The sequence below is a fragment of the Candidatus Accumulibacter contiguus genome (assembly GCF_036625285.1).
Classification (GTDB): domain Bacteria; phylum Pseudomonadota; class Gammaproteobacteria; order Burkholderiales; family Rhodocyclaceae; genus Accumulibacter; species Accumulibacter contiguus.
Window position 1 is genome coordinate 910,876 of sequence record NZ_JAZKUC010000001.1, and the last position, 13,443, is coordinate 924,318.

Below are 13,443 nucleotides of genomic sequence, written 5' to 3' on the forward strand. Positions count from 1 at the left end.
GGCTTCCTCGCCGAGCGCCGCGACAGCGAAGCCGCGCTCGCGCTATCTGCTGACGCTGTCCCTGCAAGCGACTGGCGAGCAGCATCGCGGCGGTCGATCAGCAGGGCTCGACGGCTTCGCTGCGCGGCCTCGAAGGCGCCGGCGCGGCGGCCTACTTCGAGGGCTTCGCCGACCTGCTGCCCGACCGCCTGAAGTTTCAGTGGCCGCAACCGCCGGCCGCCGCGCGATCCGGTGAACGCGATGCTCTCGCTCGGCTACACGCTGCTGCACGCCGAGGCGGTGCTGGCGCTGTACGGCGCCGGGCTCGATCCCTTCGTCGGTTTCTATCATGCGCTCGACTTCGGCCGCGAGTCGCTGGCCTGCGACCTCGTCGAGCCGCTGCGCGTCGAGGTCGATCAGCACGCGCTGATGCTCTTTCGCTCGGAGAAGCTGCGCCCGAGGATTTTTCACAGACCGAGAGCGGCTGCCTGCTCGGCAAGGCGGGACGCGCGCGCTTCTACGCCGAGTGGGAGCCGCTGGCCGGGCGCCTGCGCAAGCTGCTCGCCGAGAGCGTGTCCGACGTGGCGAGCGCGATCGTCGCAGGCGGGGGCGGTCGATGCGCCGTGCTCGCCAGCGATCGATGCACGCTGCTGCCGGCATCGCGGAGGCCGACACGATACGCTCGCCGAAGGCGACGACGATGACTTCTGAACGGTTTGCTGGCCTTCGTGATCGGCTACGACATCAGCAATCCGCGCCGCCTGCTGCGCGTCCATCGCGAGATGTGCAAGCACGCGGCGCCGCTCGAGTACAGCATTTTCCTGCTGGTCGGCAGCGACGCCGACAAGGATCGCTGCCTGGACGAGATCGCCGAGCTGATCAAGCCGCCGACGACGACGTGCGCTGCTACCCGCTGCCGGCGCGCGGCTTTCAGGGCCGCATCGGGCGCGCCAGCCTGCCGGCGGGAATCGTCTGGACCGGGCTGCCGGCGGCGATCGCGCGCCGGCGCCAGAGCGATGGGGAACAGCGGCTTGCCGAGCAGCACGCGGGCGCTGGCTTCGGGGACCGAAATACAGTCGCCGTATTGCACAGGCTCGCGGTCTCTGGCCCTGACCTGCACTTGCGAGACCACGCCGACCAGTCGGCCTTCGCTATCCAGCAGCGGCCCGCCCGAGGAGCCGGGACGGCAATAGTTATTCGACACCAGCACGCTCTCGCGACCGCGGTCTACGCGCATGCGGAACTGCCCTTCCGACCAGATGATGCTGCTCGACCCGCCGGGATGTCCCATCGTGTGCACAGTGTCCCCTGGTCGCAGCGAGTCCGAACTGCCCCAGGTGAGGCTGTCGTTGCCGGCGCCGGGAGCGAACAGCAGACATGCGTCTTCGCCGTCCAGGCGTGCGTATTTTTCCACTTTCGTCGCTTGCTGCGAACGGTCTGTTGCTGTTTCGCCAGCTTGCGATCGTATGCAGCGCGCTGATCGGCATTGCGCAGCGTTTCGTAGGCCACAACGCAGCAGCGAAAGCTCGTCCGCCTGACCCTGCAAGGCCAGCTCCCGAGCCCGGAAAATGGCGTCGATCTCTTCGCTGCCGGCATCCGGCGCCACGCCGAGAACGGTGTACAGCGTATTGGCGGTCGTCATGCGCGAAATGGATCGGTGACCTGGGAGCAAGCCGAGCCTATCACAGAAAGAAATGCGGCCGCTTCGCGCGGCCGGGCTTCACCCCCCCATCGCCCACCCCCTGCGGGGGGCGGGCAGAAAGCGGCCGGGCGAAGACGATCAGGTGAATACCTTCTCGTTGATCGACGCTGGCGTGCCTTCAAGCTGTGGCGTCTGGCTCGTGTTCTTCGCCTTGACGGCCGGCGTAACGATCGAATCGAGCCTGCCGCGGGTGACGTTGGGGTAGGTCGCGCGCAGTGCCTTGCAGAAGCAGTAGGTGAAGAAGCCCCGAATCCCTCCATCGATCGGTCCCTCGCCGGATAGCTGATTGTCACGGCAACCGGCCCACAGTACGTGGTTGAGACCAGGCACGACTACCGCGTCCCGCGCGGCGGCCCCCCGACCCATGAGGCGCCTGAGGTCGGCCCTGGGATTGGCGTCCCGGAAGAAGCTCTGTTCGAGCGGCGGATCGACGTAGCGTACCGTGAAGTTTGCCAGTTCCCGGGTCGCCGTGCCGGAGTGGCAGGAATCCAGGATCACATCGAGATTGGCGCCCGCCGCAAGACCGGTAATCGCCTGCCGCAGTACGTCGTCGGTGATCATGCCAGCGCTCGCGAAGTCATGTGGGCAGATGGTCTCGTCCATGTGGTCCACCGACTCTTCCGAACTGGGATCGGGAATCTGGGAGCCATGCCCGGAGTAATAGAACACCAGCACATCTTTCGCCTTTGCGCCCGTGATCAGCCATTTCAGCCCGCTGAGGATATTGGCCCGCGTCGCATTCGCATTGGTCAGGATGCGCATGCTCGCCGGTACCGCCGGAACGATTCCGAGCACATGCAGGGTATTTGCCATGTCTCGCGCATCGGCTACACACCCCCTCAGGTCGGGGCCTCCGGCTCCGACCGGTGCATAGTCGTTAATTCCCACGATCAGTGCTTTCTTTGCCATTTCTGACTCCTTTCTCATCAACGTCAGTTGCCGGAAACGCCTGTCCTTTCCTCGGCTGCATAGCTCCAGATTGACCGGCACTTGCATGAGTCGAGGCAGGCAATTCATTTAATTCAATATAGACGGCCGCCCGAGAAAAGCGAGAAGTTTTTCGATTGACCGCGTTTGCCGTGCTCAGTGATACTCTCTGGCGTAGCACTGCATTTCCTATCTTTCGTGTGCAAGTCATGCCTGCAGCGTCCCTGCTCCTGGCTTGCACGCTGCGGGGACGACGATGATGATCTGGATGAATCACCTGGGACGATGGCTGTCCTGTCTTGTTTGGTCCTGTCTTGTTTTCGCTGCCGGCGCGGAGGCTGCGGAGGTGCGCTACTTCGAGCTGCCGCGCGGAGCACGGCCACACGACGTGGCGCCCGACCCGAAACCAGGCGGCCCGGTCTGGTACACGGCGCAAGGGCAAGGCGCGCTTGGCAGGGTCGACCCGACGAACGGCAAGGTCGAACAGATCGGACTGGGGGAAGGCTCGTCCCCGCACGGGGTGATCGTTGGTCCTGACGGTGCGCCCTGGGTCACTGACAGCGGACTGAATGCCATCGTGCGCGTCGACCCGGCGACTCGGGAAATCAGGCGCTGGCCGTTGCCAGGCTCGGCCTACGCCAACCTCAACACCGCGACTTTCGACCAATCCGGCCGCCTGTGGTTCACTGGCCAGTCGGGGTACTACGGCCGGCTGGACCCGACGACAGGAAAGGTGGACCTGTGGAAGTCGCCACGCGGCAGTGGGCCCTACGGCATCACGACCACGCCATCAGGCGAGGTCTACTATGCCTCGCTCGCCGGCAACCATATCGCACGCATCGACCTCGCGAGTGGTGAGGCGAAGCCCATCGACCCGCCGACGCCGAACCAGGGAGCGCGGCGCGTATGGAGCGATGCGAGCGGACGTATCTGGGTCAGCGAATGGAACAGCGGCAAGGTCAGCGCGTACGACCCTGCCAGCAAGTCCTGGAAAGCCTGGAAGCTACCTGGCGCCTCAGCACGTGCCTATTCGGTGTGGGTGGACGAGCGCGACAAGGTCTGGCTGACCGACTTCACGGCCAATGCCATCGTGCGTTTCGATCCCCAGAGCGAAACTTTCGAGAGTTTCCCGAGCAGCGCACGCGGCGCAAACGTACGCCAGATGTCAGGCCGCGCCGGCGAGGCCTGGGGAGCCGAATCGGGCGCAGACCGGCTGGTGGTCGTCCGGTATTGATCGCACTCTGTGAAACGATCCACCGTCTCGCGCGTGGGATTGCTCGAAGCCTGCAGCGTGCTTCTGGCGACAGCGACGTTCACCGGATTTCTCGGACGACTGTGGTGGATTTTTGAACTGAGCGCCCATTTCCGTGTTCAACTGGCGGTCGCTCTGTTCACTCTGGCCGGGCTCTGGGCATGGCAAGGGCGCTGGCGGACAACGGCCATTTGCACTGCCTGTGCGACCATCAACGGAGTGTTGCTGCTGTGGCTGCTCTGCCCCACCGGAGAGGTAGCGGCGGCCGGCGCGCGCTTGCAGCTCGTCAGCATCAATGTTCACACCGCCAACCAGCGCAGCGACCTGCTGCTGGACTTCCTGCGCCACGCCGATGCGGACGTGGTCCTGCTGATGGAAGTGGATGATCGCTGGATGGACAGGCTTGCGCCACTGGCCGGCGAGTATCCGCATCGCATTGCGAACGCACGCGATGACAATTTCGGCATCGCACTCTTCAGCCGCACAGCTCTGACCAGGGCAAGCATCGTCGAGCTTGGTCACGCCGGCGTTCCCTCGATCACTGCGACGGTCCGATTCGACGGCCGTGACATCCTGCTGCTCGGTACCCATCCGCTACCGCCTGTCACTTCGCAATACGCCGAGCTGCGGAATGATCAACTCCGGGAAATCGCGGCCTTTGTCCGCAGGCAAACCTCGCCGGTCATCGTCATCGGGGATCTCAACACGACTCCGTGGAGTCCGTTCTTTGCTGATTTGCTTGCTGATGGTCGCCTCAGGAACACCTCCGAGGGACGTGGCCTTTTCGCTTCGTGGCCCGACTGGATGCCGCTGGCGCGAATTCCTCTCGATCACTGCCTGGTGACGGAGCCAATCCGCGTGGTGGACAAGCGACTGGGACCGGAAGTCGGCAGCGATCACCTGCCTGTCATCGTGTGGATTCAGATCAATGCAGAGCAATGGGACCGTCATTGACCCTGCGAACCACTTTTGTCCGCGGGGACAAGCGTGTATCGTGTTGGCACTCGCTTGGGTCCGGAGGACTGCGCAGTATTTGATGACTGTTCAGCAGGAAAGGGGGCGCTTGGCAAGGCAACCAGAGGTGACCGTGAAACGGCGCATGTCGCCGCCGCATGCTGCTGTCGAGGGACCGGCGGGCGAAGCGGCGAACCGCTCCATGGAAGAACTCGTGCACACGCTCCAGGTGCAACGGGTTGAACTGGAAATCCAGAATGACGAGTTGCGGCGGACACAGCTCGCTCTCGAGGAATCCCGCGACCGCTACCTTGATCTCTATGAGTTCGCACCGGTCGCCTATCTCACCCTTGCCAGCAGCGGCCAGATCGCCGAGACCAACCTCACCACCGCCGCCCTGCTGGGGGTGGAACGTCAACAACTGCTCGGACAGCACTTCACGGGCCTGGTCGCCAGCGACGATCGAGAGCGCTGGCAGCGACTGTTCAGAGGGCTGACCCGGACCGACGCTGCACAGAATGCCGAATTGGCGCTGATGCGCGGCAACGGCACCGTTTTCCATGCGCTGGTGAACTGCCGCCGTGTGGCCACCGAACAGAGGGACCCGGTGGTGCGCCTCACGCTGACCGACATCAGCGAACACCAACAGATCGAGGATGCCCGCCACTTCCTGCTGGAGTGCGGCAATCGGCACGCCAGCGAGGACTTTTTCAAATCGCTGGCACAATACCTCGCGCAAAGCCTGCAAATGGATTACGTCTGCATCGATCGCCTCGAAGGCGACAGTCTGCACGCCCACACGCTGGCGGTGTATGCCGATGGCGCCTTCGAAGACAACGTGTCCTATGCGCTGCAAGATACGCCCTGCGGCGATGTCGTCGGCAATCTGGTCTGTTGCTTTCCGGAGAAGGTCCGCGAACGCTTTCCCTGCGATGAGGTGCTGCAGACGATGGGCGCCGAGAGCTATGTGGGAACCACGCTGTGGAGTTTCGATGGCAAACCGATCGGCCTGATCGCGATCATCGGCCGCAAACCCCTGGCCAACCGTCGCCTGGCCGAATCGCTGCTGCAACTGGTAGCACCGCGCGCCGCCGGCGAACTGGTGCGCAGGCGTGCCGAAATGGCTCTGCGCGAGAGTGAGGAACGCTTGTTCGAGTTGTTTGACGAGGCGCCGCTTCCCTATCAGTCGCTCGACATCGCCGGCAACATTCTGATGGTGAACCAGGCCTGGCTCAGCCTGATCGGACGTAACCGGGAAGAGGTGATCGGGCATTTCATCGGGGAATTCATCAGCGATGCCTCGCTGGCAACGCTGAGCCTGGAATTTCCACAATTCAAGGACCGTGGCCGCGTCGATGCTCCCGAGTTCGACTTCGTTCGCCCGGACGGGAGCCGGCGAAGGGTGCTGATCAACGGGCGTATCGCTCGTGATCAGGCAGGCAACTTCCTGCGCACGCACTGTATCCTGACCGACATCACCGAACGCAAACACGCTGAACAGCAGCTTCGTGTCGCCGCTGCAGCCTTCGAGGCGCAGGAGGGCATGATGGTCACCGATGCCGATAGCGTGATCCTGCGGGTCAACGTAGCTTTCACCGAAATCACCGGCTATTCTGCCGCGGAAGCAGTCGGTCAGACGCCACGCCTGCTCCGCTCGGACCGCCACGATGCCGCCTTTTATGAAGCGATGTGGGACAGCATCCGGAGTAAGGGGGCATGGCACGGAGAAATCTGGAACCGACACAAGTGCGGCGAGGTGCATCCCGAATGGATGACCATCACTGCAGTGAAAGGGGCTGACGGCGAGGTCAGTCACTACGTCAGCACCCTGACCGACATTACGCAGAGCAAGGCGGCGGCGGACGAGATTGCTCATCTCGCCTTCTACGACACCCTCACCGGGCTGCCCAACCGGCGGCTCCTGCTCGATCGACTGCAACGGGCCACCGCAACCAGTCAGCACAGCCGGCGTCAGGGAGCGCTCCTGTTCATCGATCTGGACAACTTCAAGACCCTCAACGACACCCTCGGTCACGATATGGGTGACTTGCTGCTGCAACAGGTTGCCCAGCGACTTGCCGCCTGCGTCCGCGAGGGCGACAGCATGGCTCGCCTCGGCGGCGACGAGTTCGTCGTCGTGCTGGAGAACCTGGACCGGAGTGCCCGCACCGCCGCCTTGGCGGCCAAGAAGGTTGGCGAGAAAATCCTCGACTACCTGAACCAACCCTACCAGCTTGCCGGTTGCGAGCATCACAGCACCCCGAGCATCGGCATCACGCTGTTTCGTGGGCACCGGGAAGGCGTCGATGAACTGTTGAAACAGGCCGACCTGGCCATGTACCAGGCCAAGGCCTCGGGCCGCAATACCCTGCGTTTCTTCGATCCGGAGATGCAGGCGGGGGTTGCGGCGCGTGCCGCTCTCGAAGCGGATTTGCGCCAGGGCATTCGCCAGCAGCAGTTCCTGCTCCACTACCAGCCGCAGGTGGACGGCCAGGGTCGCCTGACGGGTGCCGAAGCCTTGCTGCGCTGGCAGCATCCCGCACGCGGTCTCGTCCCTCCCGCAGAGTTCATCGGGCTGGCCGAGGATACCGGCCTGATCGTTCCCCTCGGCCAATGGGTGCTGGCAACGGCCTGCGCCCAGTTGGTCGCCTGGGCCGCACGACCGTCGATGGCCCACCTCAAGCTGGTCGTCAATGTCAGTGCTCGCCAGTTCCAGCACCCGGACTTCGTGCCACAGGTGCTGGCGATGCTCGAGGAGAGCGGTGCCGACCCGCGGCGGCTCAAGCTGGAACTCACCGAGAGCCTGCTGTTGAACGATGGCGAGGAAATCATCGCCAAGATGGCTGCACTGAAGGCTTGCGGGGTGAGTCTCTCGCTCGATGACTTCGGTACCGGCTATGCCGCCTTGTCTTATCTCAAGCGCTTGCCGCTCGACGAATTGAAGATCGACCAGTGTTTCGTCCGGGATTTGCTGACCGACGTCAGCGACGCCGCCATCGCCCGTACCATCATCGCCCTGGCGCAGAGCCTGGGTTTGCGGGTCATCGCCGAGGGCGTGGAAACCGAGGTGCAGCGGGATCTCCTCGCCGGCTATGGCTGTCGCGCCTTCCAGGGTTACTTCTTCGGCCGACCCGGACCCGCAGCGGGGCTGTTCGCAGAAAACGGTGATCCTGAAATCCTCGGATGACGCAGGTGGAAGCAGATACAACACCGTTCATTCGCACCGTTTGCGGCACGCTTCCTTTCACCGTCGGTCGATGCCCCTTATAATCAGGCGTCCCGCCATGAGTCGTTCGAGCCCGTGAATCCCCACCTCAGCAAGCTGCAACCTTATCCCTTCGAGAAGTTGCGACAGCTTTTTGCCGGCATCACGCCAAACCCGCAGTACCGCGAGATCAGGCTGTCGATTGGCGAGCCACAGCACGCGACACCGGCGTTCATCAGGAACGCCCTGAGCGCCGGACTGGGCGGTCTGGCCAGTTATCCGAGCACGCTCGGCAGCAGCGAATTGCGCAACAGCATTGCTGCCTGGCTGCAGCGCCGCTATGGCCTGCAGGGGATCGACCCGGAAACCCAGGTGATCCCGGTCAATGGCTCACGCGAAGCCCTGTTTGCCTTTACCCAGACGATTGTCGATGCGTCGCGAGGCAACACGCCGCTGGTCGTCAGCCCCAACCCCTTCTACCAGATTTACGAGGGTGCCGCGTATCTCGCCGGTGCCGAGCCGCGCTTCCTGAATACCCTGCCGGGCAACGATTACGCGTTCGATTTCGCAGCGCTGAGCGAGGCCGAATGGCAGCGGGTGCAACTCTTCTTTGTCTGCTCACCGGGCAATCCTACCGGCAAGGTGCTCAGCCTCGATGACTGGAAACAGCTGTTTGCCCTCGCCGACCGGTACGGCTTCGTGATCGCCTCGGACGAATGCTACTCGGAGATTTATTTTGACGAGGCGAGGCCGCCACTCGGCTGCCTGCAGGCCGCCAGCCTGCTCGGTCGCGGTTTCGAGCGCCTGGTGATGTTCTCCAGCCTGTCCAAACGATCCAATGTTCCCGGCATGCGTTCGGGCTTCGTCGCCGGCGACGCCACTACCCTCGAGTCTTTCCTGCTCTATCGCACCTATCATGGCAGTGCGATGAGTCCGGCCATACAGGCGGCGAGCGTCGCGGCCTGGAACGACGAGGCACATGTGGTCGAAAATCGCCGCCAATACACGGAAAAGTTTGCGGCGGTGACGCCACTTCTCACTGAGGTATTGACCACGGCAATGCCCGACGCCGGTTTCTACCTGTGGGCCAGGGTACCGTGCAGCGACAGCGATTTCGCCCGCGCGCTGCTCGCCGACTATAATGTCGTTCTGCTGCCTGGAAGCTACCTGGCGCGTACTGCCCAGGGAGTCAATCCAGGCGCCGGCTACCTGCGGATCGCACTCGTCGCGCCGCTCGCCGACTGCGTCGAGGCCGCCGAGCGTATCCGTTCATTCATTGCAACATTGTAAAACTCTAGGGAAGGCAGTCATGCAGGCAATCCAGAAGATCATCGATGAGGCGTGGGAAAACCGCAGTTCGCTGCAACCCGGCCAAGCCCCGGCAGCCATCGTCGAAGCCGTGGCAAGCGTCATCGACCAGCTCGACCAAGGCACCCTGCGCGTCGCCGAAAAGATTGCTGGCGACTGGGTCACCCACCAATGGATCAAGAAAGCCGTGCTGCTTTCGTTCCGATTGCAGGAAAACACGCTGCTCGATGGCGGCGCGATGCGCTATTTCGACAAGGTACCGAACAAGTTCGCCAGTTATGACAGCGATCAGTTCGCGCGTGGCGGTTTTCGCGTCGTTCCACCGGCAACGGCCCGCCGTGGCGCCTTCATCGGCAAGAACGTGGTGCTCATGCCCTCGTACGTCAACATCGGTGCGTATGTCGATGAAGGCACGATGGTCGATACCTGGGCAACGGTCGGTTCCTGTGCCCAGATCGGCAAGAACGTGCACCTCTCGGGTGGGGTCGGTATCGGCGGTGTGCTGGAGCCGCTGCAGGCCAACCCGACGATCATCGAGGACAACTGCTTCATCGGAGCCCGCTCGGAAGTCGTCGAGGGAGTCATCATCGGCGAAGGTTCGGTGATCTCGATGGGCGTTTATCTGGGCCAGTCCACCAAGATCTATGACCGCGAAACCGGTTCGGTGAGCTATGGCTGCGTGCCGCCGGGGTCGGTCGTGGTGGCCGGCAATCTGCCCGCCAGGGACGGCGGCTACAGCCTCTACTGTGCGGTCATCGTCAAGAAGGTCGACGCGGGCACCCGCGCCAAGACCAGCATCAATGATCTGCTGCGCGGCGACTGACCGCTCCCCCACCGATTCCTGATCCGGCGGCCAGCGGATGATTCTCGACAAACTCTTTCAGGTGATGGCTGATCGGCGCGCCTCGGATATCTTCATCTGCGCAGGCGCACCGATCCACATCAAGATCCAGGGTGCTACCGTACCGGTCAATCAGCAGGTCATGGCGCCGGAGATGATCGAGAAGATCGCCACCGAACTGCTGAGTCCGGAACAGGCAGCAAGATTTGAAGAGACGAGGGAGATGAACCTCTCCTTCGGCATCGCCAAGCTTGGCAATTTCCGGATCAACCTGTTCCGGCAGCGCGGCTCGATCTCGATCGTCGTTCGTTACGTGGTCGGCAATATCCCGGCGCTCGATACCCTGGGGCTGCCGCCGGTGCTGGCCGACCTGGTCATGGAAAGGCGCGGCCTGGTGCTGATCGTCGGCTCGACGGGTTCGGGAAAATCAACCACCCTGGCGTCGATGCTCGACCATCGGAACGGCACTTGCACGGGTCACATTCTCACCATCGAGGATCCGATCGAATATCTGTTCAAGCACAAAAAGTCGCTGGTCAACCAGCGCGAAATCGGCATGGATACTCTCGGCTGGGAGAATGCCTTGAAGAACGCCATGCGGCAGGCCCCCGACTGCATCCTGATCGGCGAAATCCGGGACAAGGAAACCATGCAGGCGGCAATGGCCTACTCACAGACTGGCCACCTCTGCCTCGGCACGCTGCATGCCAACAACAGCTATCACGCCCTCAACCGGATCATCAACTTTTTCCCCAGCGATAGCCGGGGCGCGCTGTACATGGACCTCTCGGTCAGCTTGAAGGCCATCATTTCGCAGCGTCTGGTCAAAAGAAAAGATGGTCTGCAGACGCCGGCGGTCGAAGTATTGCTCAACAGTTATCACGTGCAGGAACTGATCGAGCACGGCAACATCCCTGCCCTCAAGGAAGCGATGGAACAGAGTCTCGCACCAGGATCACAAACCTTCGAGCAGGATCTCGTCCGGCTGTATCGCAGCGACGTGATTACACTGCAGGAAGCGCTGCTCAATGCCGACTCACCAACCAATCTGTCATGGCTGATCAACAACTTCGAAGCTACCGGCGGATCGGGAAGCGAAGAAAAGCTGCACGAAGCGACTTTCGACCTCGCTGGTACCAACCCCTGCAGCCCGTCGTACAAGGAGTTTACGCTCAGCCTTGACGAAGCCGAGAGCGGACCCCAGGAAGCACGAGATGGCAGATGACGGCAACGGGGCAGCGACTCGCGACGCCACGGTGGTGCTGGCCGAGCAACTGATCGCTCGACGCTCGATTACTCCCGAAGACGCCGGTTGCCTGCAGATCATCGCCAACCGCCTCGAAACCATCGGCTTCCACTGCGAGTTCATCAATCGCGGCAGCGTCAGCAACCTCTGGGCGCGCCGCGGCGATAGCCGCCCATTGCTCTGTCTGGCCGGCCACACCGACGTCGTCCCGAGCGGACCCCTGGAACAATGGCACAGCGACCCGTTCCAGCCCGTGCAGAGAGACGGCCTGCTGTATGGACGCGGCGCCGCCGACATGAAGGCTTCGCTGGCCGCTTTCGTGACGGCTGCCGAGGCTTTCGTCGCCGACTGTCCGGCACATCGCGGCTCGCTCGCCCTGTTGCTGACTTCGGATGAGGAAGGCGACGCCATCGACGGCACCGTCGTCGTCACCGATGCGCTGCGCCAGCGTGGCGAGTTGATCGACTATTGCATCATCGGCGAACCAACAGCGCTCCATCATCTCGGCGACATGGTCAAGAATGGCCGGCGTGGCTCGCTCTCGGGAAAACTGACCGTCAAAGGCGTGCAGGGCCACATTGCCTACCCGCATCTGGCGAAAAACCCGATCCATCTGGCAGCACCGGCGATTGCCGAACTGGCGGGAACCACCTGGGACGACGGCAACGAGTTTTTTCCGCCGACCACCTGGCAGGTCTCGAACATCCACGCCGGTACCGGCGTCAGCAATGTCATTCCCGGCAGCGTCGAGATCGACTTCAACTTCCGCTTCGGAACCGCCAGCACTCCGCAACAATTGCAGACCCGCCTGTGCGCGCTGCTCGACCGGCATGGCCTGGACCACGACATCGTCTGGACGCTGGCGGCCAGGCCCTTTCTCACCGGCCGTGGCGCCTTGATCGACGCCGCACTGCTGGCGATTCGTGCGGAAACCGGCCATGCCGCCGAGCTGTCGACCAGCGGCGGCACCTCGGACGGCCGCTTCATCGCCGAAATCTGTCCGCAGGTGCTCGAAATTGGCCCGGTCAATGCCACCATTCACCAGGTCAACGAATGCGTCGAGGTCGCCGCCCTGCCGCAACTCGCCGCGATCTATCGGCGGATGATCGAAGAGTTGTTACCCGCCGATGTTTGACCAGGCCCAGACCGAGCTGTCGACGCTGCGCGATCTGCTGCGCTTCGCGGTCAGCCGCTTCAACGAGGCGAAACTGTTTTTCGGGCACGGTGCCGACAACGCCTGGGACGAAGCCGCCTATCTGCTGCTGCACAGCCTGCACCTGCCACTGGAGCGGCTCGAACCCTTTCTCGACGCGACACTGACCAGCGACGAACGGGCCGCCGTGCTGCGGGTCATCGACCGCCGCATCCGGGAGCGGCTGCCGGTCGCCTACCTGACCAACGAGGCCTGGCTGGGCGAATATCGTTTTTATGTGGACCAACGGGTGATCGTTCCGCGTTCGTTCATCGCCGAGCTGCTGCGCGAGCAACTGACGCCCTGGATCGACGATGCCCACGCAGTGACTGCCGTTCTCGACCTCTGTACCGGATCGGCCTGTCTCGCGATCCTCGCGGCGCACGCTTTCCCGGCCGCCCGCATCGACGCCGTCGACATCTCGCCGGAGGCACTCGCGGTGGCGCGGCGCAACGTCGACGACTACGATCTCGCAGCGCAGATTCGGCTCGTCGAAGGGGATCTCTTCGCCGGCCTCAGGAGCAAGCGCTACGACCTGATCATCGCCAATCCGCCCTACGTCAATGCTGCGTCGATGGCGACCCTTCCCGAGGAATATCGACGCGAGCCCGAACTGGCGCTGGCCAGTGGTCCGGATGGACTCGACCTGACGCGTGCAATCCTCGCTGGCGCGCGCCAGCATCTGCGGCCAAACGGTCTGCTGGTCGTCGAGATCGGCCACAATCGCGATGCCCTGGAAGCCGCTTTTCCGGCGACGCCCTTCACCTGGCTCGACACCAGCGCTGGCGATCAGTATGTCTTCCTGCTGCATCGCGACGAGCTGCCATGATCCGAAGA

11 protein-coding genes are annotated in these 13,443 nt (G+C 63.1%); 9 read left to right on the forward strand and 2 right to left on the reverse strand.

The window, feature by feature from the left end:
* Positions 1-240: 240 nt before the first annotated feature.
* The gene (locus V5B59_RS04340) at positions 241-690 is read left to right on the forward strand and encodes a CRISPR-associated endonuclease Cas1 (protein WP_332352172.1); all 450 of its coding nucleotides are present in this window, start codon (positions 241-243) and stop codon (positions 688-690) included.
* 25 nt (positions 691-715) lie between these two features.
* Here the strand turns inward: V5B59_RS04340 and V5B59_RS04345 are convergent, their stop codons facing one another.
* Both V5B59_RS04345 and V5B59_RS04350 read right to left on the reverse strand, forming a co-directional pair.
* A complete protein-coding gene (locus V5B59_RS04345) occupies positions 716-1,621 on the reverse strand; it encodes a S1 family peptidase (protein ID WP_332351620.1) in 906 nt (301 codons plus the stop codon).
* 138 nt (positions 1,622-1,759) lie between these two features.
* Positions 1,760-2,590: a caspase family protein gene (locus V5B59_RS04350; RefSeq protein ID WP_034912997.1), complete on the reverse strand. Its 831-nt coding sequence runs from the start codon at positions 2,588-2,590 to the stop codon at positions 1,760-1,762.
* Between the two features lie 364 nt (positions 2,591-2,954).
* Between V5B59_RS04350 and V5B59_RS04355 the strand changes: the two genes are divergently transcribed.
* The 8 genes from V5B59_RS04355 to prmB all read left to right on the forward strand — a co-directional run bounded on the left by V5B59_RS04355 (position 2,955) and on the right by prmB (position 13,435).
* On the forward strand, positions 2,955-3,842 hold the full coding sequence (locus V5B59_RS04355; protein ID WP_308240143.1) for a Vgb family protein: 888 nt from the start codon (positions 2,955-2,957) through the stop codon (positions 3,840-3,842).
* Positions 3,843-3,851: 9 nt separating this feature from the next.
* A complete protein-coding gene (locus V5B59_RS04360) occupies positions 3,852-4,814 on the forward strand; it encodes an endonuclease/exonuclease/phosphatase family protein (RefSeq protein WP_169070936.1) in 963 nt (320 codons plus the stop codon).
* A gap of 109 nt (positions 4,815-4,923) precedes the next feature.
* Positions 4,924-8,001, forward strand: a complete 3,078-nt coding sequence (locus V5B59_RS04365; RefSeq protein WP_169070935.1) for a sensor domain-containing protein — start codon at positions 4,924-4,926, stop codon at positions 7,999-8,001.
* A 114-nt stretch (positions 8,002-8,115) separates the two neighbouring features.
* Entirely contained in the window at positions 8,116-9,309 is a 1,194-nt protein-coding gene (dapC, locus tag V5B59_RS04370; RefSeq protein WP_034912993.1) for a succinyldiaminopimelate transaminase, read from the forward strand.
* Positions 9,310-9,328: 19 nt separating this feature from the next.
* The gene (dapD, locus tag V5B59_RS04375; protein ID WP_034912990.1) at positions 9,329-10,150 is read left to right on the forward strand and encodes a 2,3,4,5-tetrahydropyridine-2,6-dicarboxylate N-succinyltransferase; all 822 of its coding nucleotides are present in this window, start codon (positions 9,329-9,331) and stop codon (positions 10,148-10,150) included.
* Positions 10,151-10,187: 37 nt separating this feature from the next.
* Positions 10,188-11,393, forward strand: coding sequence for a PilT/PilU family type 4a pilus ATPase (locus V5B59_RS04380; RefSeq protein ID WP_169070934.1), 1,206 nt, complete (start codon positions 10,188-10,190; stop codon positions 11,391-11,393).
* Complete coding sequence (gene dapE / locus V5B59_RS04385; RefSeq protein WP_169070933.1) at positions 11,383-12,549, forward strand: succinyl-diaminopimelate desuccinylase; 1,167 nt, start codon at positions 11,383-11,385, stop codon at positions 12,547-12,549. Before V5B59_RS04380 ends, dapE begins: the two co-directional genes overlap by 11 nt.
* On the forward strand, positions 12,542-13,435 hold the full coding sequence (gene prmB / locus V5B59_RS04390) for a 50S ribosomal protein L3 N(5)-glutamine methyltransferase (protein WP_169070932.1): 894 nt from the start codon (positions 12,542-12,544) through the stop codon (positions 13,433-13,435). The genes dapE and prmB overlap by 8 nt, the downstream gene beginning before the upstream one ends.
* The last annotated feature ends 8 nt before the right edge of the window (positions 13,436-13,443 follow it).